The organism is Paenibacillus sp. FSL R5-0490 (genome assembly GCF_001956215.1).
Lineage (GTDB): Bacteria > Bacillota > Bacilli > Bacillales > Cytobacillaceae > Cytobacillus.
In genome coordinates, this window is record NZ_MRTQ01000005.1 from 116,537 (window position 1) to 138,090 (window position 21,554).

General features: G+C 41.8%; 17 protein-coding genes, 1 other RNA gene and 1 other annotated feature. Of the genes, 15 read left to right on the top strand and 3 right to left on the bottom strand.

What is annotated here, in order from left to right:
• Positions 1-21: 21 nt before the first annotated feature.
• From BK139_RS05615 to dtd, 8 genes are all read left to right on the top strand, one after another.
• On the top strand, positions 22-318 hold the full coding sequence (locus tag BK139_RS05615) for a post-transcriptional regulator (RefSeq protein ID WP_076257385.1): 297 nt from the start codon (positions 22-24) through the stop codon (positions 316-318).
• A 300-nt stretch (positions 319-618) separates the two neighbouring features.
• Positions 619-2,883, top strand: coding sequence for a protein translocase subunit SecDF (gene secDF / locus BK139_RS05620; protein ID WP_076257386.1), 2,265 nt, complete (start codon positions 619-621; stop codon positions 2,881-2,883).
• Positions 2,884-3,017: 134 nt separating this feature from the next.
• Positions 3,018-3,920, top strand: coding sequence for a cation diffusion facilitator family transporter (locus BK139_RS05625; protein ID WP_076257387.1), 903 nt, complete (start codon positions 3,018-3,020; stop codon positions 3,918-3,920).
• A 24-nt stretch (positions 3,921-3,944) separates the two neighbouring features.
• Complete coding sequence (locus tag BK139_RS05630) at positions 3,945-4,262, top strand: LapA family protein (protein WP_076257388.1); 318 nt, start codon at positions 3,945-3,947, stop codon at positions 4,260-4,262.
• A 160-nt stretch (positions 4,263-4,422) separates the two neighbouring features.
• Positions 4,423-6,783 (top strand): single-stranded-DNA-specific exonuclease RecJ, encoded by a 2,361-nt coding sequence (gene recJ / locus BK139_RS05635; RefSeq protein ID WP_076257389.1) that lies wholly within the window; start codon positions 4,423-4,425, stop codon positions 6,781-6,783.
• On the top strand, positions 6,783-7,295 hold the full coding sequence (locus BK139_RS05640; protein ID WP_076257390.1) for an adenine phosphoribosyltransferase: 513 nt from the start codon (positions 6,783-6,785) through the stop codon (positions 7,293-7,295). Before recJ ends, BK139_RS05640 begins: the two co-directional genes overlap by 1 nt.
• Before the next feature lie 292 nt (positions 7,296-7,587).
• Entirely contained in the window at positions 7,588-9,783 is a 2,196-nt protein-coding gene (locus BK139_RS05645) for a RelA/SpoT family protein (protein WP_076257391.1), read from the top strand.
• Between the two features lie 14 nt (positions 9,784-9,797).
• Positions 9,798-10,238, top strand: a complete 441-nt coding sequence (dtd, locus tag BK139_RS05650) for a D-aminoacyl-tRNA deacylase (protein WP_076257392.1) — start codon at positions 9,798-9,800, stop codon at positions 10,236-10,238.
• Between the two features lie 49 nt (positions 10,239-10,287).
• On the opposite strand, the gene BK139_RS05655 is transcribed toward dtd, so the two are convergent.
• A complete protein-coding gene (locus BK139_RS05655; protein WP_286148008.1) occupies positions 10,288-12,033 on the bottom strand; it encodes an N-acetylmuramoyl-L-alanine amidase family protein in 1,746 nt (581 codons plus the stop codon).
• Positions 12,034-12,261: 228 nt separating this feature from the next.
• Here BK139_RS05655 and BK139_RS23845 point away from each other — a divergent pair, with 228 nt between their 5' ends.
• From BK139_RS23845 to BK139_RS05675, 5 genes are all read left to right on the top strand, one after another.
• Entirely contained in the window at positions 12,262-12,438 is a 177-nt protein-coding gene (locus tag BK139_RS23845) for a hypothetical protein (RefSeq protein WP_048010351.1), read from the top strand.
• Between the two features lie 114 nt (positions 12,439-12,552).
• Positions 12,553-12,792: a binding site (T-box leader), on the top strand.
• A gap of 96 nt (positions 12,793-12,888) precedes the next feature.
• Complete coding sequence (hisS, locus tag BK139_RS05660; RefSeq protein ID WP_076257393.1) at positions 12,889-14,163, top strand: histidine--tRNA ligase; 1,275 nt, start codon at positions 12,889-12,891, stop codon at positions 14,161-14,163.
• Positions 14,164-14,188: 25 nt separating this feature from the next.
• Positions 14,189-15,964 (top strand): aspartate--tRNA ligase, encoded by a 1,776-nt coding sequence (gene aspS / locus BK139_RS05665; RefSeq protein WP_076257394.1) that lies wholly within the window; start codon positions 14,189-14,191, stop codon positions 15,962-15,964.
• Between the two features lie 187 nt (positions 15,965-16,151).
• Positions 16,152-16,338, top strand: a non-coding RNA gene (gene ssrS / locus BK139_RS05670) — 6S RNA.
• Positions 16,339-16,599: 261 nt separating this feature from the next.
• Entirely contained in the window at positions 16,600-17,361 is a 762-nt protein-coding gene (locus BK139_RS05675; protein WP_076257395.1) for a tRNA threonylcarbamoyladenosine dehydratase, read from the top strand.
• A 61-nt stretch (positions 17,362-17,422) separates the two neighbouring features.
• On the opposite strand, the gene BK139_RS05680 is transcribed toward BK139_RS05675, so the two are convergent.
• The gene (locus BK139_RS05680) at positions 17,423-17,941 is read right to left on the bottom strand and encodes a hypothetical protein (RefSeq protein WP_076257396.1); all 519 of its coding nucleotides are present in this window, start codon (positions 17,939-17,941) and stop codon (positions 17,423-17,425) included.
• A gap of 178 nt (positions 17,942-18,119) precedes the next feature.
• Here BK139_RS05680 and BK139_RS05685 point away from each other — a divergent pair, with 178 nt between their 5' ends.
• Both BK139_RS05685 and BK139_RS05690 read left to right on the top strand, forming a co-directional pair.
• Entirely contained in the window at positions 18,120-19,061 is a 942-nt protein-coding gene (locus BK139_RS05685) for an ABC transporter ATP-binding protein (protein ID WP_076257397.1), read from the top strand.
• Complete coding sequence (locus tag BK139_RS05690) at positions 19,039-19,998, top strand: ABC transporter permease (protein WP_076257398.1); 960 nt, start codon at positions 19,039-19,041, stop codon at positions 19,996-19,998. The genes BK139_RS05685 and BK139_RS05690 overlap by 23 nt, the downstream gene beginning before the upstream one ends.
• Positions 19,999-20,040: 42 nt before the next feature.
• Here BK139_RS05690 and BK139_RS05695 read toward each other — a convergent pair whose 3' ends face one another.
• A complete protein-coding gene (locus BK139_RS05695; RefSeq protein WP_139325600.1) occupies positions 20,041-21,306 on the bottom strand; it encodes a replication-associated recombination protein A in 1,266 nt (421 codons plus the stop codon).
• Positions 21,307-21,554 lie beyond the last annotated feature (248 nt).

The window sequence follows — 21,554 nt, forward strand, 5'->3', positions numbered from 1 at the left end:
ATGGCGGGGAGGCGGCTGAATATGAAAATCGGCCATGAATATGATTATTTTCGCACTACGGTAAAGCCTGCATTGGAAAGCAAACTGGATGAATTTCAGCTTCTGGGATATAAAAAGGTGTCTGAACAGGAGCTCTGGGGATATCTCACAAAGAAAAAGTGGAAAAAACCAAAAGAAAATGTCAGGCTATTTGAAATTGTGGAAGAAATAATGGAAGTAAAGGTGAGTGAATACATTCATTATGCTACCATCGGGGCTTTTAAAGAAGCTGAATTTGATTTAGATAACGAAGAAGAAAGAAAAAAACTATTAAAATAGCCAGGTGTTTCCAATTTTTTCATGGTTTAACATGATATAAGAGAAATTGACAGGTTTTACAATCTGTTTCATAATGAAAAGCGGAGTAATCGGCCTTTTTCATGTAATAGGTTATACATAGAATGAAAGTTAAGGACGAGTAGTAACAGTTTCAAACAGTAGTCTTAATTAACGGGAAGGCTTATTAGATAGTAATGCAGCCTTCACGTGCAGGAATGTATGGTAAATAATGCATCACGCCGCTGATGCAGTGCCTGTTATATCAAGTAGCGGGCGATAGTTAAGGAGGATTTATTCAGAATGGTAAAGCGCAGCCGTATCGTTGCTTTTTTCCTGATTGTTTTATTATTGGGAAGTTTGGCTGGGGCAACGACAAACAACATCTTAAAAAATATTAAGCTTGGCCTTGATTTGCAGGGCGGATTCGAAGTGCTCTATGATGTGACACCAAAAGATGGGCAGAAGGTGACTAAAGAAGTCCTAGCAAGTACTGCCGAAGCACTGGACAGGCGAATCAATGTTCTTGGTGTAAGCGAGCCGAATATCCAAATTGAGGGTGATAAGCGGATCCGTGTTCAGCTTGCAGGTGTAACTGATCAGAATAAAGCAAGGGAAATTCTGTCTACCGAAGCAGATCTTTCATTCAGAGATGTTAATGATCAAATAATGATGGATGGTTCAGACCTTGCAGAAAATGGGGCGAAGCAGACATTTGATGAAAATGGAAAGCCAAGCGTTTCATTGAAACTGAAAAGTGCCGGAAAATTCAAAGATGTAACTGAAAAAATTGTCAACATGGGAGCGCCAAATAACCTGCTTGTCATCTGGCTTGATTTTGAAGAAGGCAAGGATTCTTTCAAGACTGAATCGGCTAAAGAAGATCCCAAATATCTATCTGCTCCTCAGGTAAGCCAGATCTTTAATCAGGATACTGTGTCTATTGTTGGGAACTTTACGGTTGAAGAAGCACAGACACTGTCAGATTTATTGAATGCAGGATCCCTTCCTGTACAGCTCGATGAAGCTTATTCAACATCAGTAGGTGCTAAATTTGGTGAGCAGGCAATGGAAACGACCATTCTTGCCGGAATAATAGGAGTATTGATTATCTTTATCTACATGATTGCGGTATATCGTTTCCCAGGATTTATTGCAACTCTTACTTTATCGTTTTATATTTATCTGATTTTACTTGTTTTTGACTGGATGAATGGCGTATTGACGCTGCCTGGTATTGCTGCGCTCATTCTGGGGGTTGGTATGGCGGTTGATGCGAATATCATTACCTATGAGAGAATCCGTGAAGAAATGAAAGTGGGCAGAACAATCAAATCAGCTTTCCAGGCTGGAGAGAAAAACTCACTTTCTACAATCTTTGATGCGAATATCACAACTATTCTGGCAGCAGCCGTTTTATTCATGTATGGGACAAGTTCTGTAAAGGGATTTGCTACCATGCTTATCATAAGCATTCTGGCCAGCTTTATTACTGCTGTATACGGTACAAGGCTGCTTATGTGGCTTTGGGTCCATAGTAAAGCACTTGATAAAAAACCAGGCTGGTTTGGAGTTAAGAAAAGTGAGATCAAAAATATTGCTGAAAACTATGATACCCTTGATTTGCCGACCAAATTTGACAAATTTGATTTTGTAGGGAACCGCAAGAAGTTTTTCATCCTTTCTGCTGTTTTAATTACTGCAGGAATAATTGTTCTTTCTATATTCCGTTTAAATCTTGGAATCGATTTTGTCAGCGGTACCCGGATCGAGCAGCAGGCAAGTGAATCCTTAACAAAAGAAAAATTCCAAGCTGAATTATCAGCTCTTGGAATCGAGACAGATGATATTGTCATCTCAGGTGATAATAAGGAAATTGGTGTTGCTAGATTTAAAGATGTTTTAACAAAAGACGAAATAGCAGAAGTTAAAACTCAATTTCATGAAAAATTCGGTCAAGATCCGAATGTCAGCACAGTTTCACCAACTGTAGGAAAAGAACTTGCTAAAAATGCACTGAAAGCTCTTGCGATAGCCTCTGTAGGCATTATCATCTATGTATCTATTCGCTTTGAGATAAAGATGGCCATCCCGGCAGTTCTTGCGCTCCTGCATGATGCCTTCTTTATAATCGCTGTATTTAGCTTTACGCGTGTTGAAGTGGATATTACCTTCATTGCCGCAGTCCTCACGGTAGTCGGTTATTCGATCAATGATACAATCGTAACTTTTGACCGGATGCGTGAGAATATGCAGAAAAAGAAAAAACTCAAGTCATTTGAAGATATTGCGGATGTTGTAAACAAGAGTCTTCGTCAAACGCTGGGCCGCTCTGTAAATACTGTTTTAACGGTTGTGTTTACAGTCGTTGCGCTGCTCGTGTTTGGAAGTGAATCAATCAGAAGCTTCTCGTTTGCACTTCTGATCGGTTTGATTGCAGGTACTTATTCTTCCATTTTCCTTGCTGCACAGATATGGGCAGTATGGAAAGGCAAGGAGCTGAAAGAAAAAGGCGTTATTCATACTGTTAAAGAAAAACGTAAAGCCAGTGACGAACCACAAGTGTAATAATTACAAAAAACTCAGGCGAGTGCCTGAGTTTTTTTATTAAATCAGGATGCTGTCTATTTTACAAATTTGGTTAATGATTCCGGGAAATAGGATAAACTAATAGCAAGATCAGGGAGGAAGGAAGTATCGCTTTGGAAAATAACGATCGTTTTAAGAAAGCTGAGTTTGCAGCTATAATTGGCATCGTGGGCAATATTATTCTTGCCGCCCTTAAATGGGGAATTGGCGTTTATTCAGGAAGTAAAGCGCTGGTGGCGGATGCGGTCCATTCAGCTTCAGATGTTGCCGGATCCTTTGCTGTTTATTTGGGTCTGAGGGCTGCGAAACAGCCGCCGGATGAAGATCATCCATACGGTCATGGCAAAGCTGAATTAATAGCGGCCATAATTGTTGCCGTCCTGCTGTTCCTGGTGGGAATTGAAATCGGCAAATCATCATTTGAATCATTCTTTTCACCAATTGAACCTCCAAAAGCCATTGCAATAGCTGCAGTAGTGGTTTCCATCATTGTGAAAGAAGCTATGTTTCGGTACAAGTATAATTTGGGAAAGAAACTAAACAGTAATGCATTAATTGTAAATGCTTATGAACACCGTTCAGATGTTTATTCATCAATTGCAGCTTTAATAGGTATTGGCTGTGCGATTATTGGCGGAAGAATGGGGATCGAATGGCTTGAGTATGCAGATCCTGTTGCTGGCCTCATTGTGTCCCTCATGATTCTCCAAATGGCTTGGCGGCTTGGGAAAGAATCCATTCACAGCACACTTGATCATGTGCTTCATGAAGAAGATACTCTTGAAATGCGTAAAACGGCTGAATCTGTCGATCATGTTAAAAGGATCGATGAATTGCATGCCAGGGAACACGGACACTATGTAATTGTTGATATTAAAGTGTCGGTGGATCCGAATATGACTGTTGAGGATGGCCACCGGGTCGGCAAAGAAGTAAAACGCAAGCTGCTCCAATTGGAAAATGTGCAAAATGTCTTTGTGCACATTAATCCTTACAGCAAAGAACATATAAATTAGAGAATATATCAGGGAGAGGATAGCATGAAATTTCAATGGACTTTATTATTTGGTTTTTTATTTGCGCTGATCGTGGCTGTATTTGCAGTGATCAATGTCGATAATGTAACGGTTAACTATGTGTTTGGGGAAAGTCAGTGGCCGCTGATTCTAGTGATTTTAGGATCTGTTCTTATGGGTGGGCTAATTGTAGGTTCTGTCGGCATTGTCCGCATTTACTCACTTCAAAGGCAAGTGAAATTACTAAAAAGGGAAAATGAAAAGCTTCAAGCAGGAAATTCTGTAAAAGATAATGCTGATAAGGAAGAACTTGAAAAAGAGCTGGATAGGGATATACATTGAATGAACAGGCTTGAGCTTTTGCTCAAGTTTTTTCTTTTGGTCTCAAGAAGTGACCTGCAGCATCTGCTTTTCTTTCCAGAATTGTATGGATTAACCCGATTTTAACTTATTGAAACGCACCTTCCCCTCTTGTATAATTAATAAGCTGAGGGGTGAACGTATGTTACATTCAAGAACGCGATGGATTGTTCGGCAAACAGAGGAGGATAAAGTACAGCGGCTTTCAAAGGAACTGAATATTTCTCCTCTTGCAGCATCGCTGTTAATTAATCGCGGAATGGATACCGTTGATTCAGCACGGTATTTTCTGATGGATAATGAGCAGGAATTTCATGATCCTTTTTTAATGACAGATATGGCAATTGCTGTTTCCAGAATAAAAGAAGCTATTGAAAAACAGGAACCTATTTTAATTTTTGGTGATTATGATGCGGATGGTGTGACCAGCACTTCTGTCATGATGATGGCGCTTAGAGATCTCGGTGCTGATGTCCAATTCTACATACCGAATCGTTTTACGGAAGGCTATGGGCCAAATATTCCGGCATTTGAACATGCAGCCGAAATTGGCATCCGTTTAATTATTACTGTAGATACTGGAATCTCTGCTGTAAATGAAGCAAAAGCTGCAAAAGAGCTTGGATTAGATTTGATCATTACAGATCACCATGAGCCCGGCCCTGAGCTTCCTGAAGCATTGGCCATTGTGCATCCTAAGCATCCGGAGAGCAGATACCCATTCCGGGAACTTGCCGGTGTTGGAGTAGCATTTAAGCTTGCACATGCGCTTTATGGTGAAATGCCTGAACACCTTTTGGAAATAGCTGCAATCGGAACAATTGCTGATCTTGTTTCTTTAACAGGAGAAAACAGACTTATTGCCAAGCGCGGGATTCAAAAGCTGAAATCAACTAAAAATACAGGCTTGAATGCTTTGTTTAAAGCCTCACGAATCGAGCTTCCATCCATTAGTGAGGAAACGATCGGCTTTACAATCGGCCCTCGCCTCAATGCAGCAGGCAGGCTTGAAAGCGCGGATCCTGCTGTGGATTTGCTTCTGACAAATGATCCTTATGAAGCACAAGCCATTGCCGAAGAAATTGAAATGCTGAATAAAGAGAGGCAATCTATTGTCAATGACATTGCAGAGCAAGCGGTTCAAGAGGTTGAAACAAATTTCCCAATCAGTGAGAATTCAGTTATTGTTGTCGGGAAAGAAGGCTGGAACGCCGGGGTAATCGGAATAGTAGCTTCGAAGCTTGTCGAAAAGTTTTACCGCCCGGCCATTGTCCTTAGTTATGACAGTGAAAAAGGGCTCGCGAAGGGCTCAGCAAGAAGTATAGAAGGTTTTGATCTGTTCAAGAATCTTTCTGAATGCCGGGATATCCTGCCTCACTTTGGAGGGCACCCCATGGCAGCGGGTATGACTTTATCCATTGATTCGGTTGATGATCTGAGAAGCAGACTGAATACTCTTGTAAATGAACAGCTGAGTGAGGAAGATTTTATTCCTGTAACCTCTATTGATGGGGTTTTCCATTTAAAAGATATCAATCTTTCTTCTATTGCAGAGATGCAGCTGCTTGCTCCATTCGGGATGGGGAATGCGAAACCGAAAGTAATGATAAAAGATGCTAATATTGCAGCTATGAGAAAGATCGGATCTGAACAGAACCATATTAAAGTCACAATCGAGAGTGATGGATCTTCACTTGATGGCATCGGTTTTGGGCTTGGGCATTTGCATGAGCATATTTCACCATACTCCAAGCTGTCCGTTATTGGTGAATTATCCATTAATGAATGGAATAATATTAAAAAACCGCAAATTTTCCTGCAGGATATGGCAGTAAACTCCTGGCAGCTCTTTGATATCCGGAGTTTAAAACGGCTTGAAAGGCTCCAAAGTGTCATTCCTGAGGCAAACACAACCTGGTTATTTTTTAATGAGGAACATATTTCAAAATATAAAACATTTGCAGGGGAAAACATGGTGAAAATAACATCTGCAGAAGACGCAGAAGCCATAAAAATAGAAGGCTCAAATGTTGTTCTGGCTGATTTGCCGCCTTCAAAGGAAATTCTTGCACATGTTTTCTCAGGGAAAAAACCTGCCAGAATATATGCTCATTTCTATAAAGAAGACAGTGACTTTTTCAGCACATTACCAACAAGAGACCATTTTAAATGGTACTTTGCCCTGATTGCTAAAAAAGGTTCTATTGATATCAGGCGTCACGGGAATGATATAGCGAAGCATAAAGGGTGGAGCAGAGAGACAGTAGATTTTATGTCTCAAGTGTTTTTTGAATTGGAATTTGTTAAAATAATAAATGGTGTCATTTCGTTAAACAATACATCCACTAAACGTGATTTAGCTGATTCACGAACTTATCAGCTTAAACAGGCACAATACACTCTTGAGAGCGATTTGCTCTATTCATCCTTTCAGCAGCTCAAAGACTGGTTTGATGAAGTTATGCAAGGGGCTGTAAAACTTGAGGAGGCAAAGGAAAAATAATGGACTTAAAACAGTATATAACAATTGTAGAAGATTGGCCGAAGCCAGGCATTAAATTTAAAGATATTACAACTCTTATGGACAATGGTGAAGCATATAAATATGCTACTGACCAAATTGTTGAATATGCCCGCGAAAAGAAGATTGACCTGGTTGTCGGCCCTGAAGCCCGCGGATTCATCATCGGCTGCCCTGTGGCTTATTCTTTAGGTGTAGGCTTTGCCCCAGTCCGAAAGGAAGGTAAACTTCCACGTGAAACAGTCAAGGTTAATTATGGCCTTGAATATGGCAAAGATGTTTTAACCATTCATAGGGATGCCATCAAACCGGGGCAAAGAGTCCTGATTACTGATGACCTCCTTGCAACAGGCGGAACAATCGATGCAACTATCCAGCTGGTTGAAGAACTTGGCGGAGTGGTGGCTGGAATTGCATTCCTTATCGAGTTAACATACCTTGACGGGCGTAAAAAGCTCGACGATTACGACATTCTGACATTAATGCAATATTAATTTCCTTATACAAAGAGAGCGCCAGTCGAAATGGTGCTCTTTTTAATTGATTTAAAAATAGTATTTAAAGGGTTTCCAAATCCATTTATGGAAAAACAATAAAGGAATTAGGACAAAAAACGACAAAATTTTTGTTATTCCCATAAAAATAACAGTCTATCCCTTTACATCTTCACTTTTTTTTTCGATAATAGTAGCAATATTAATTTTTTTAATAACTTGTTATTAATGATCAATTTAAAAATTATTCATTATGCAACTGCATAAAATTCAGGGAGATAAAGGTGATTCCATGGCGAACGATCAAGTTCTGACCGCCGAGCAAGTCATCAACAGGGCAAAGGAATATTTAAACGATGAGCATGCAGAGCTTGTTAAAAAGGCATACGAGTTTGCCAAGCATGCCCACCGTGAACAATATAGAAAATCCGGTGAACCATACATCATCCATCCGATCCAGGTAGCAGGCATCCTTGCTGATCTGGAGATGGATCCATCTACGGTTGCAGCCGGCTTTCTTCACGATGTGGTTGAAGACACCGAAGTCTCATTGGAGAATATCGAAGAAGCCTTCAATTCAGAAGTGGCCATGCTTGTCGATGGTGTAACGAAGCTGGGGAAAATTAAATATAAATCTCAGGAAGAGCAACAGGCTGAAAACCACCGGAAAATGTTTGTGGCTATGGCCCAGGACATCCGTGTAATCTTGATAAAGCTTGCTGACCGCCTTCATAATATGCGGACACTTAAGCATCTGCCGGCTGAAAAGCAGCGCCGCATTTCAAATGAAACACTTGAAATTTTTGCTCCTCTTGCCCATAGGCTTGGAATCTCCAAGATTAAGTGGGAGCTTGAAGATACAGCCTTGAGGTACCTAAATCCGCAGCAGTATTACCGGATTGTAAACCTGATGAAGAAAAAAAGGGCGGAGCGGGAAGAGTATTTAGATGATGTAATCAATGTTATGAGGAGCAGAATGTCAGAGGTCTCAATTAAATCAGAAATCTCGGGACGCCCTAAGCATATTTACAGCATCTACCGTAAAATGGCCCTTCAAAATAAGCAATTCAATGAGATATATGATTTGCTGGCTGTACGCATTGTTGTGAACAGCATTAAGGATTGCTATGCGGTTCTCGGGATTATTCATACTTGCTGGAAGCCAATGCCCGGCCGTTTCAAAGATTATATTGCCATGCCTAAACAAAATATGTACCAGTCGCTTCATACTACGGTTATCGGACCAAAGGGCGACCCTTTGGAAGTCCAGATCCGGACTATGGATATGCACAGAATTGCCGAGTTTGGTATTGCTGCACATTGGGCTTATAAAGAAGGAAAAAGAGTGAATGAAGGCTCTTCTTTCGAGGAGAAGCTGACATGGTTCCGTGAAATCCTGGAATTCCAGGATGATGCAGCCAATGCTGAAGAATTCATGGAATCATTGAAAATTGATTTGTTTTCCGATATGGTGTTTGTTTTTACTCCTAAAGGGGACGTCATCGAGCTTCCTTCCGGATCAGTCCCAATTGATTTTGCTTACCGGATACATTCTGAAATAGGAAACAAGACAATCGGCGCCAAAGTGAATGGAAAAATGGTAACCCTGGATTATAAGCTGAAAACCGGAGATATCATTGAAATTCTGACATCCAAGCATTCCTATGGGCCAAGTAAGGACTGGCTGAAGCTGGCTCAGACTTCACAGGCAAAAAATAGAATTCGGACGTTCTTCAAAAAGCAAAGAAAAGAAGAAAATGTGGAAAAAGGGAAAGATCTTGTTGAGCGGGAAATCCGCAATATGGATTTCGAGCTGAAGGAAATCCTGACACCTGATAATGTCAAAAGGATTGCAGAGAAATTCAACTTTGCTACTGAGGAAGATATGTATGCTGCTGTTGGCTATAATGGTGTAACAGCCCTTCAGGTTGCCAACAGGCTTACAGAAAAATGGCGCAAGAAGCGCGACCTTGAACAAACCTCCGATATTACAAATGCTGTTTCGGAACTAAAGACATTTACTTCAGCTAAAAAGCGCGAATCCGGTGTCCGGGTTTCCGGCATTGATAACCTGCTCATTCGCCTTTCCCGCTGCTGTAATCCTGTCCCTGGAGATGAAATCGTCGGGTTTATTACAAAGGGCAGAGGTGTCTCTGTACACCGTGATGATTGCCCTAATATCGAAACGGATGATGCAAAACAAAGACTCATCCCGGTAGAGTGGGAAACAGCATTAAATGACCGGAAAGAATATAATGTTGAAATAGAAATTACCGGTTATGACCGCAGAGGTTTATTGAACGAGGTTCTTCAGGCTGTTAATGAAACGAAAACCAACATTTCAGCCGTATCAGGCCGTTCAGACCGAAACAAATCAGCAACGATCAATATGTCCATTGCTATACACAATGTAAGCCACCTGCAAAGGGTTGTAGAGCGGATAAAGCAAATCCCTGATATTTACGCGGTAAGAAGGATTATGAACTAAAGGGAGCAGATAGAATGCGTGTTGTAGTGCAGCGAAGCAAAGAAGCCAGCGTAACGGTGGACGGAGAAACCGTTGGAAGCATCAAAAAGGGGTTTGTTTTGCTCGTTGGAGTCACCCACGAAGATAAAGAAGAGGACGCAGCTTTTCTGGCTGATAAGATTGCCAATCTTCGCGTCTTTGAAGATGATGCCGGCAAAATGAATCTATCACTGCTCGATCAGAAAGGTGAAATTCTTTCGGTTTCACAATTTACACTGTATGGAGATTGCCGAAAGGGCAGACGGCCCAATTTCATGGATGCGGCCAAGCCTGCGCATGCCGTGAAAATCTATGATGCTTTCAACCGGTTTCTGGAAGCTAAAGGCCTGAAAGTCGAAACAGGTGAATTCGGCGCCATGATGGATGTTCAGTTAACCAACGATGGACCTGTTACCTTAATCTTAGAAAGCAAATAAAAAACGCAAAAAGCCCTGGCATCTTAATTTGAGTGCCGGGGCTTTTTTGCTAATTCTTAAAATAACGGGCAAGTCCCTGATAAATTCCTGCTGCTGCTGATTGCTGATACTGTGCAGAAGCAATCAGGGCTTCTTCTGCCGGATTGCTTAGATATCCAAGTTCAATCAGAACGGCATTGCGCTTGTTCTCCCTGATTACATGATAATCTCCGACTCTATATCCCCGATCTCTCAGGTTTGTCATCGCTGTTACATTGGAGTGGATATTGGCAGCGATTTCCTTTTGGAAAGGATGATAGTAATAGGTAGTCGCTCCTCGAGCAGTCCGGTCCGGCGTGCTGTCATAATGAATGCTGATAAAAGCATCTGCATTATGATGATGTGAAATGCCTACTCTCGAAGGCAGCGGCAAATAGGTATCCCCGCTCCTGGTCAGAATGACATTAGCACCTGCAGCCCTTAATTTTTCGGCAAGCACTTGAGCAGTCCTGATAGTAATGTCCTTTTCACGTGTCCCTCGTGCTCCTGTTGTACCATTATCACGGCCTCCATGACCGGGATCGATGACAATAGTTTTATTATTCAGGTGCTTTTCTGCTCCCGGCTTTGTTACTGCAGGTGCAGATCCTTCAACTGAAACGATCCAGCCTGCTACAAAACCCTTTCCGCCGTTTGGCAGGCGAATTTCATACCAATCATTATTCAGGCTCCTTATTTCAAATCTGTCTCCTTTATTTGCCCTGTGGACGACAGCTGACTGGGTACTCGCTTTTTTTCTAATATTTGATCCGTTATGTAAGATAATTGCAGTACTTCCGCTTACATTTTGCTGAGATGAGCCGGAATTCTTTTCGGCTGTTATGTCTATGAACCAGCTTGCCGCCCATCCATAAGAACCAGACTGAAATTCAATCTTTACCCAATTATCAGCTTCTTCAAGAATGGTAAAAGCTTGGCCTTTGGCAACTGAACCAATTGGTTTTCCATTTAACGATGCTTTGTTTCTTACAGTTAAAGAGGTTGCTGTTACAGTGCCGGTTTTTCCGGATGGCGCCTGTTTTGGTTTGCTTTCTGATTGTGAGGATGGAACCGTAATATATTGGCTGCTGATCCATCCTGTATTTCCGGAGAAAGAGATTTCTGTCCAGCTGTTATTTTGAGAAAGAACCGCAACTGTCTCACCCGAATTAAGTTTGCCGATGATGTCACTTTGAAGAGAAGCCTTGTTTCTCACATTTAGAGAGTTTGCCGTGATTGTCCCGGTTTGGCTGCTGCCGGATGAACTTTTCTTTCGTGTGCTGCTGAATTTGACAAATTCACTTGCCACCCATCCATCTCCATATGGAGTTTGAATCTTAACCCAGCTTCCTTCTGTGCTCTTGATCTTATAGGCTGTTCCTTTTTGGATAGTCCCCAGAACGCCGTAACTTGTACCAGGACCTTTTCTCACCCTAAGGCCATCTGTTGTGATAACTGCCTGGGAATTTTCACCTGCTGTTTTTTCTCCTGTCTGATTTGAAGTCAAATTGGAAACAAGCCAGCTTGCGATATAGCCATTTTTTCCCTGGAAATTAATTTTAATCCATTCTCCTTCACGGGAAAGGATGTTAAATTGATCTCCATTTTGGGCTTGTCCCAGAATAGGGTAACTTAAACCTGGCCCTTGACGGACATTAAGATTGCTGGTGGTGATTGTTACAGAACTGTTTTCAGCTTTAACCTGTGTTTCCGTCTGTGTTATGCCGGCAAAAAGCATAAGGCATATCACGAGAATAAGTGGCTTTCTTTTCTTCAACAGGCCGCCTCCTTTCATAATTAAAATCCTTATTAAAAGAAAAACAGACAAGGTGCCGGCAGTCAAGAGAACTTTGGTCCTAAAATACTTCTCCATCTTGTGCAATTTCCCTTTTAATATCGGAATATAAGCCATCGTTTTTAGCTGGGAAATTAATTTGTCCCTTATGAAACATTTCAACTGAAAATGGCAAGAATAGAACAGACTACATAAAAAAGGGTGAGCACAATGAGATTTGGAGAAAAAGGAATGTCTGCACAATCTGGTGAAAATCAGCTGTTTGGGGTGGATTTTCATGATTTTATACAAAAAGAACAGAACTCGAACATGATTGAACTCGCGTCAGAGTTTGGACTATCTCTCAGGGATGTAAGAAAACTGAAAAAAAGGCTGGAAAGATCATAGCATGTTTTTAGTCTTGACATTGAAGGAAATGCTCCGTATTATAATATAAATAAAATGACAAAACAATTAAATGTCTAGCTGCAGCGCCGGACCAAGGCGTTACTGCTTTTCGATAATAAACCATTGATGGAGAAGAGTAGTTAAACCCCACATGAAAAGAGAGAGAATGCCGCCCGGCTGAAAGCATTCTCACATGATGATTTAACGAAAGAACACTTCGTAGGTTTCTCTCTGAAAAGGATTCATCTTTAGTAGGAGCTGAACGTTAACAGGCGTTAACTGTAAAAGAGGAAGTCTATTTATAGGCTTCAACTAGGGTGGCACCACGGGAAAAACCAGACTCTCGTCCCTTGTATTTAATATACAAGGAGGCGGGGGTTTTTTTATTTTTGCGATTGCAAATCTAAAATTTTTTACATACTTATCATTTTGCATTAGGGGGTAATTTTCATGTCAATTCGAATACCGAGGGGAACACAGGACATCCTGCCGGGCGAAGTTGAGAAATGGCAATTGATTGAAGAAAAGGCAAGGGAACTTTGTGAGAAGTTTCAATATCGTGAAATTAGAACACCAATATTCGAACATACAGAATTATTTCTTCGCAGTGTTGGAGATACAACGGATATTGTTCAAAAAGAGATGTACACATTTGAAGACCGCGGCGGCCGCAGTCTGACCCTTCGTCCTGAAGGAACAGCTTCAACTGTAAGATCATTTGTTGAGCATAAAATGCATGGCGATGCAAGCCAGCCTGTAAAGCTTTATTATATGGGGCCTATGTTCCGTTATGAACGGCCACAGGCAGGACGTTTCCGCCAGTTTGTCCAATTCGGCGTCGAAGCGATCGGCAGTGCTGATCCGGCAATTGATGCAGAAGTAATTGCACTGGCAATGTCACTTTATAAAAGCATGGGTCTGCAAAAGCTTAAGTTGATTGTGAACAGCCTTGGAGACAAAGAAAGCCGAACTGCACACAGAGAAGCCCTGGTCAACCACTTTAAGCCGCGGATCGGTGAGTTTTGTCAGGATTGCCAGAACCGTCTTGAGAAAAATCCAATGCGCATCCTGGACTGTAAACAAGACCGTGAACATGAACTTATGAAATCTGCTCCATCCATTTTAGATTATTTAAACGATTATTCAAAAGCCTATTTCGAGAAGGTTCAAAAGTACTTAAAGAACCTGGATATTGACTTTACAGTCGATCCAAATCTTGTTCGCGGCCTGGATTACTACAATCATACAGCCTTTGAAATTATGAGTGATTCCGAAGGTTTCGGAGCTATTACTACTCTTTGCGGCGGTGGACGATACAATGGCCTCACTGAGGAAATTGGCGGTCCTGAAGCGCCGGGAATTGGGTTTGCTTTAAGTATTGAGCGATTCATTGCTGCTCTTGAAGCGGAAAAGGTCGATCTGCCTCTTGCTAAGAGCATTGATTGCTACCTTGTATCCCTTGGAGAGGAAGCAAAGGATTATACAGTCGGCCTTCTTCAAAAACTCCGGATGGCAGGATATTCTGCTGAAAGAGATTATCTTGACAGAAAAATAAAAGCGCAGTTCAAAGCGGCAGACCGGTCAAATGCGAAATTTGTTGCTGTCCTGGGCGAAGATGAACTTAAAGCGAATAAAATTAATGTGAAATCGATGGAATCAGGGGAGCAGACAGAGGTTGAACTTGATTCGTTTATAGAGAAATTCACAGCACTTTATCAATCATAAACTTGTGTTTACAGGAGGAATTAGTATGTTTGGGCGAACGTATTTTTGCGGGGAAGTAACGGAAAAAGCTATAGGAGAAAAAGTAAGCTTAAAGGGCTGGGTGCAAAAGCGCCGGGATCTGGGCGGCCTGATCTTTGTGGATCTTCGTGACCGCACTGGCATTGTCCAGGTTGTATTTAATCCGGAAGTTTCGCCGGAAGCTCTTGCAGCGGCTGAAAAAATCCGCAATGAATTTGTACTTGATATAGAGGGAGAAGTAATTGCGCGCGAAGAAGGCACCATCAATGAGAACTTGAAAACGGGGCGGATTGAGATTAAAGCAGAGAAAGTGACGATTATCAATGAAGCAAAAACACCTCCTTTTGTCATTGATGATAAAACGGATGTTTCCGAAGATGTCCGCTTAAAATACCGTTATCTGGATTTGAGACGCCCAGTTATGTTTGATACCTTTAAAATGCGTCATCAAGTAACAAAAGCAATGAGAGATTTTCTTAACAGCGAAGGGTTTCTTGATGTAGAAACACCGATCTTAACGAAGAGCACCCCGGAAGGAGCCCGTGATTATTTAGTTCCAAGCCGTGTGCATCCGGGTGAATTCTATGCTCTTCCGCAATCGCCTCAAATCTTTAAGCAGTTATTAATGGTAGGCGGATTTGAACGCTATTACCAAATTGCACGCTGCTTCCGTGATGAAGACCTCCGGGCAGACCGCCAGCCTGAATTTACTCAGGTCGACATCGAAATGAGTTTTATGAGCCAGGAAGAAATCATCGGCCTGATGGAAAACATGATGGAAAAGATCATGAAAGAAGTAAAAGGCCTGGATGTCCAGCTTCCATTCCCGCGCATGACCTATCAGGAGGCAATGGACCGTTTTGGTTCTGATAAGCCGGATACACGCTTTGCGATGGAATTAACGGATCTGTCGGAAATAGTGAAAGAGTCAAGCTTCAAGGTGTTTGCCGGAGCAGTAGCTTCCGGGGGCCAGGTTAAGGCCATTAATGTGAAAAATGGCGCAGGAAAGTATTCTCGAAAAGATATTGATGCTCTAACAGAGTTTGCAGCTGTATATGGTGCAAAAGGGCTTGCGTGGTTAAAAGCTGAAGAGGACGGATTAAAAGGCCCGATTGCCAAGTTTGTGACTGAGGAAGAGCAAAAATCATTCTATTCCGCTTTATCGGTAGAATCAGGAGACTTGCTCCTGTTTGTTGCTGATAAGAAGAATGTTGTAGCTGATGCACTTGGCGCTCTGCGATTAAAGCTTGGAAAAGAGCTTGAGCTGATTGATCAAAGCAAATTTAATTTCCTTTGGGTTACAGACTGGCCGCTTCTGGAGTACGATGAAGAAGAAGGACGCTATTATGCAGCCCATCATCCATTTACAATGCCTGCCAGAGAAGATTTAGATCTTCTTGAAAAGGATCCTGCTGGGGTCCGTGCACAAGCATATGACCTTGTGTTAAATGGCTACGAGCTTGGCGGCGGTTCATTGCGTATTTTCGAAAGAGATGTTCAGGAGAAAATGTTCAGTGTGCTCGGATTCTCAAAAGAGGAAGCTGTAGAACAGTTTGGATTCCTGCTTGAAGCATTTGAATACGGCACTCCTCCGCATGGCGGTATTGCCCTGGGATTGGACAGACTCGTAATGCTATTGGCCGGCAGAACAAACCTGAGGGATACAATTGCATTCCCTAAAACAGCAAGTGCGAGCTGTGTGCTTACAGAAGCTCCCGGGGAAGTCAGCAAATCACAGCTTAATGATTTGCATTTAGCACTTAATTTGAAAAAAAGTGAGTAATTTCCTATTTAATGGTTAATTAGCTGAAAAAAATCATTTTTCAGAAAGTTAAACCGGGAAGTTACTCCCGACTTTTAGGGGAACTTTCTTATCTAAAGGAATAAAATGGATATATTTGTCCATATCACCTCCATTTCAGCAGCTTGAAAAAGACGAAATCGTATGATATGATCATATCAATAAATAAAGAGTCCTGATGTGTTCGTTGTAAAACCTGAAATTTTGACCAACATTATTCCTTCGGGAGTCCGGAGTTTTTCAGCAGCGTAAATGCCTCTGGATGAGGACTTACAAACGCAGGAAACAGGACACCCACCTGCTGAGTGCGGGTTCAAAACGAGGGCATCAACAGCGACGGCACGATTGGGACTCTTTAGTACATACGGATATTAAAATCCATGCCAGCTGGCATGGGTTTTTTTGTTTGTCCTCTTCAATATAGTCGCTGATAATAAGGTAGGGTTTAAATAAGATAACGCAGTGAACACTATCGAAGAGAAGTTTTGATTTAAGCTTAAATGTTAATATCATTAATCCCATAGAACTACTTGCTTTAATATTCAAGTATGATATATTCATTATCGGGTATAAGATAAAACATGCTTATTAAATAACATCTGATGGAGTTGATATATATGCTTCACCAATTTTCCAGAAATGAATTGGCTATTGGCAAAGAAGGCCTCGAAAAAATGAAAAATAGTACCGTTGCAGTACTGGGCATCGGAGGAGTTGGTTCCTTTGCAGCGGAAGCATTGGCGCGTTCCGGTGTTGGCCGGCTTGTACTGGTTGATAAAGACGATGTTGATATTACAAATGTGAACAGACAGGTCATCGCTTTATTATCCACTGTCGGGAAACCAAAGGTGGATTTAATGAAAGACAGAATCAAGGATATCAATCCTGACTGTGAAGTTATTGCTTTGAAAATGTTTTATACGGAAGAAACTTATGAGCAATTCTTTGATTATGGTCTGGACTTTGTAGTTGATGCTTCCGATACAATTGCCTATAAAATTCATCTAATAAAAGAATGCTTGAATAGAGGAATTCCAATGATCTCAAGCATGGGTGCTGCAAATAAGATGGATCCAACCAGGTTCCAGATTGCTGATATCTTTAAAACTCATACTGACCCGATTGCTAAGGTTATCCGCACGCGCCTGAGAAAAGAAGGAATCAGAAAAGGCGTTCCGGTAGTATTTTCCGATGAAAGTCCGATCGTTATCCGTGAAGATGTCCGAAAAACAGTTGGAAAAGATGATGCTGAAATCAGAAAGGCCAAAATGCCGCCATCTTCTAACGCATTTGTTCCTTCTGTTGCAGGTTTAATCATGGCCAGCTATGTAACTAGAGAACTTTTAAGCGATATAAAAATTGCACGTGTAAATGACTGAATAGAGACCGGCCTTCTGCAGGCCGGTCTTTGCGTATTTAAATGTTCTGAAATTCCTGCAGTTAATGAACTGCTCTTTTCTCTTCTATGCTGTCATGCTTCATCAGCTGGTCTGCTTCTTTCAGGATGCTTGCCATTTCCTCATATTGTAAAAGGTAATTTTTATAATCCGCTTCTTTTTTCTTCAGCTTTTTAATTAACTGCTCATTTTGAAGCTTTAAGTGAACTTGTTCTTCGTGCAGACGTTTATTTTCTTTCATTTGCTCTGGGTTAGGCTGTGTCTTTGCGTAGTTTTTTAAGAAGTGTATGACTTGAGACAAATTGGCTGGCGGAACAGCACCATAAGTTTCATGGGTTTGGGTGCCGGCAGAATTCCTTGTGTCTTCTTCGGATCCATGATCTTCCCTTTTGGTTATCACCATGTTCCAGCGATATTGGCAGGCTGAAACTGTACGTCCGAGCTTCGTACTTGCCTTCTTAAAGGCTGATGCTTTTGAATCGCCATTTGATGTATATTCAAGGACTGTCTCTTCGAGTAATTGATCCTCTTCCGGCTTCCATAAGTCTTTCCGTTCCTTCATTTCTTTGATCACCTCGAAAATACGATTGTTAGGTTTATCGTCACCTTAATAGATGAAAATATTCCATTCTCAGCTGGCGAAAGGTAAAATAACAAGGAGCAAATCTAATTTTGATCCCGGCCTTAAAAGATGTCTGCAAAACGGACAAAACATTATTAGCTGGGAGGAGGATGAAAACATGGATGTTCTTGTAGAAATACAGGAAGTGACAAAAGTGATAAAAGGAAAAACAATAATTGATTCTGTCAGCTTTGACGTGAAAAAAGGAGAGGTATTCGGTTTCCTTGGCCCAAACGGTGCTGGTAAAACCACCACTATTCGAATGCTGGTGGGTTTGATCGGCATTACTTCCGGTGACATAAAAATTCTTGGCAGCAGCATTAAAGCAGATTTTGAAAAGGCAGTTTCCCATATTGGAGCCATTGTAGAAAATCCTGAAATGTATAAGTTTTTATCAGGTTATCAAAATCTAATCCATTATGCACGAATGTCAAAAGGAGTGACGAAGGAGAAGATTGATGAGACTGTCGAGCTGGTAGGCCTGACTGATCGTATTCATGATAAAGTGAGGACATACTCGCTTGGAATGAGGCAGAGACTTGGTCTGGCGCAGTGTCTTTTGCATGATCCCAAAATCCTCGTTCTGGATGAGCCTACGAATGGGCTTGATCCGGCAGGCATCAGGGAGATTCGGGATCATCTGAGGATGCTTGCGAGAGACAAAGAAATGGCTGTTATTGTTTCCAGCCATTTATTATCGGAAATGGAAATGATGTGCGACAGAATCGGCATTATTCAAAACGGGAAATTGATTGATGTTCAGCACATCAGTGATTTTGTACAGGGTAAAGAAAAAGTTTATGAAGTGGAAGTGGATGACCCTGACAAAGCGCAAAGAATGTTAATGGATATATACCCTGAATTGCCTATACAGGTCACTGAAAACAGCGTGCTCCTTCCGCTCGTCCGTGAAGGCATACCTGAGATGGTAAAGGAGTTTGTCCGGGCAGATATTAAAATATTCTCTGTCCGAGAAGTAACCAAAACATTGGAAGATCGCTTCCTGGAAGTTACTGAGTACAAGGGAGGTACCGAACATGCTCGGGCTGATTCAAAATGAATGGATGAAGATTTTTAGGCGTCCGGGGACTTATGTCATGATTGGACTGCTTTTAATCATGACGACTGTTGCAGGTGCCTTTATAAAATATCAGGAAAGCGGGGGAACGGTGCCGGATAATACGGAATGGAAAAGGGGTTTGCAGACTCAAAACGAAAGCTATCAAAAACAGCTTGAAGAGATGGGAGAAACGGTTCCCAGAGATATGAAGGAACAGTATCAGAGGGAGATTGCCCTTAATGAATACCGAATTCAGCATGATATTTCACCGAATGAGGAATACTCTGTCTGGGGATTTGTATCCGATACCTCACAGCTGATTGAATTTGCCGGCCTGTTTACCATCATCATTGCCGGAGGGATTGTGGCAAGTGAGTTTAGCTGGGGAACCATCAAACTTCTTTTGATTAGGCCTATCAAAAGAGTGAAAATCCTCGGAGCAAAGTATATTACCGTGATTTTGTTCGGTCTGATGCTGCTGGCCGTCCTATTCGGATATTCAGCACTTCTGGGCGGTCTACTCTTTGGATTCCCTGAAAAAGCAATTCCTTATTTATATTATTACAATGGTACTGTGGAAGAGCAAAGCATGGGACTTCATCTGATAGCTTATTATGGCCTTAAATCCATTAACATGCTTATGCTTGCAACCATGGCTTTTATGATTTCCGCAGTTTTCAGGAATAGCTCTCTGGCAATCGGACTTTCGCTGTTTCTGATGTTTATGGGAGGCCAAGTCACAAGGCTGATTGCCATGAAGTATGATTGGGCAAAGTACAGCCTTTTTGCCAATACAGATCTTCTTCAATATTTCGAAGGAGTGCCAATGGTTCAGGGAATGACACTTGGATTTTCGATCATGATTATTCTTATCTACTTCCTGCTTTTCCAGGTGCTTGCATTTTATGTATTTAATAAAAGAGATGTTTCTGCTTAGAAGTAAATAAGAAAAGGTCTGGCATCGCTGCCAGACCTTTTGCTATTTAAGGAGTTTTTCATAAATCGATGCTAATGCCTGTTCAAATTTGCCTGTTTTCTTAGGCTGATAGTATACCTTGTTTTTTATTCTGTCCGGCAAGTACTGCTGTTTGACCCAGCCTGTTTCATAATCGTGAGGGTACAGATAGCCGATGCCTCTGCCAAGCTCTTTTGCTCCTTTGTAGTGGGCGTCCTTCAAATGATCGGGGACTTCACCGCTTTTGCCTGCACGAATGTCTGCAATTGCAGAATCCAAAGCTTTGTATGCAGAATTGGATTTTGGAGATAAGCAAAGCTCTATGACCGCATTTGCAAGCGGTATCCTTGCTTCAGGAAATCCAATTCTCTCGGCTGTTTCGACGGCTGCGAGAGTCCTGGCTCCGGCTTGGGGTGATGCCAGGCCGATATCTTCATAGGCAATAACCAGCAGTCTTCTGCTTATACTCTGCAGATCGCCTGCTTCAATTAATCTGCCCAAATAGTGAAGTGCAGCATTTACGTCGCTTCCGCGGATAGACTTTTGAAAACCTGATAATACATCGTAATGGGCGTCCCCGTCTTTATCGTGTGTAAAGCTTTTGCGCTGAATGCATTCCTCGGCAATGGACAAGTCAATCTTAATGATGCCTTCTTCATCCTCTTTTGTTGAAAGCACAGCCAGTTCCAAGGCATTAAGCGAGCTTCTGACATCGCCATTTGAAGCCGTGGCCAGATGAGTTAGAGCTTCATCGGTAACAGCGGTTTGTTTATTGCCGAGGCCCCGTTCCTTATCCTGCAAGGCTCTTGCCAGTGCTTTTTTAATTTCATCTGCAGACAGCGGCTTCAGTTCAAAAATTTGACACCGGCTTCTGATCGCAGGGTTTATTGCATGATATGGGTTGCTGGTTGTGGCGCCAATTAAAGTGATGCTGCCATTTTCCAGATAGGGGAGCAGAAAATCCTGTTTGCCTTTATCAAGCCTATGGACTTCATCCAGCAGCAGAATGACCTTACCCGACATTTTTGCCTCTGCCGCTACCACTTCCATATCTTTTTTATTATTAGTCACTGCATTTAAAGTGCGGAAAGCATATTGGGTGCTTCCAGCAATGGCACTTGCAATCGACGTCTTGCCTATACCTGGAGGCCCATACAGAATCATCGATGAGAGCTGCTTAGCCTGCACCATGCGATAAATAATTTTTCCTTCTGAAACAAGATGTTCCTGGCCGATGATTTCATCTATCGTTCTCGGCCTCATCCGGAATGCAAGAGGTTTAATGTTCAAAGTTATCACTCCAGCCTTTTGCCGGCAGTTTGCAGTCTGCCTATCAATTTTCAGCAAAGCTTCCGCTTTCTATTTAAGATACCATAACATTTCCTGCTGTGAAATCAATTAAACCGCCATTGCCAGCGTCCGGGAGTCAATCCCTCGCGCCCCTTTTCTCCCTAAAATATGCTATAATGTCAAAAGTCTATAATCTTACTAAGGATTAAAACTTAATATATTTTTGCAGGTCATGTGGGGAGCGTTGG

Excerpts from the sequence above, each read along its gene's own strand:
- BK139_RS05615 (WP_076257385.1), top strand. The coding sequence starts at position 22 with ATGAAAATCGGCCATGAATATGATTATTTTCGCACTACGGTAAAGCCT.
- secDF (WP_076257386.1), top strand. The coding sequence starts at position 619 with ATGGTAAAGCGCAGCCGTATCGTTGCTTTTTTCCTGATTGTTTTATTA.
- BK139_RS05630 (WP_076257388.1), top strand. The coding sequence starts at position 3,945 with ATGAAATTTCAATGGACTTTATTATTTGGTTTTTTATTTGCGCTGATC.
- recJ (WP_076257389.1), top strand. The coding sequence starts at position 4,423 with ATGTTACATTCAAGAACGCGATGGATTGTTCGGCAAACAGAGGAGGAT.
- BK139_RS05640 (WP_076257390.1), top strand. The coding sequence starts at position 6,783 with ATGGACTTAAAACAGTATATAACAATTGTAGAAGATTGGCCGAAGCCA.
- BK139_RS05645 (WP_076257391.1), top strand. The coding sequence starts at position 7,588 with ATGGCGAACGATCAAGTTCTGACCGCCGAGCAAGTCATCAACAGGGCA.
- dtd (WP_076257392.1), top strand. The coding sequence starts at position 9,798 with ATGCGTGTTGTAGTGCAGCGAAGCAAAGAAGCCAGCGTAACGGTGGAC.
- BK139_RS23845 (WP_048010351.1), top strand. The coding sequence starts at position 12,262 with ATGAGATTTGGAGAAAAAGGAATGTCTGCACAATCTGGTGAAAATCAG.
- hisS (WP_076257393.1), top strand. The coding sequence starts at position 12,889 with ATGTCAATTCGAATACCGAGGGGAACACAGGACATCCTGCCGGGCGAA.
- aspS (WP_076257394.1), top strand. The coding sequence starts at position 14,189 with ATGTTTGGGCGAACGTATTTTTGCGGGGAAGTAACGGAAAAAGCTATA.
- BK139_RS05675 (WP_076257395.1), top strand. The coding sequence starts at position 16,600 with ATGCTTCACCAATTTTCCAGAAATGAATTGGCTATTGGCAAAGAAGGC.
- BK139_RS05680 (WP_076257396.1), bottom strand. The coding sequence starts at position 17,941 with ATGAAGGAACGGAAAGACTTATGGAAGCCGGAAGAGGATCAATTACTC.
- BK139_RS05685 (WP_076257397.1), top strand. The coding sequence starts at position 18,120 with ATGGATGTTCTTGTAGAAATACAGGAAGTGACAAAAGTGATAAAAGGA.
- BK139_RS05690 (WP_076257398.1), top strand. The coding sequence starts at position 19,039 with ATGCTCGGGCTGATTCAAAATGAATGGATGAAGATTTTTAGGCGTCCG.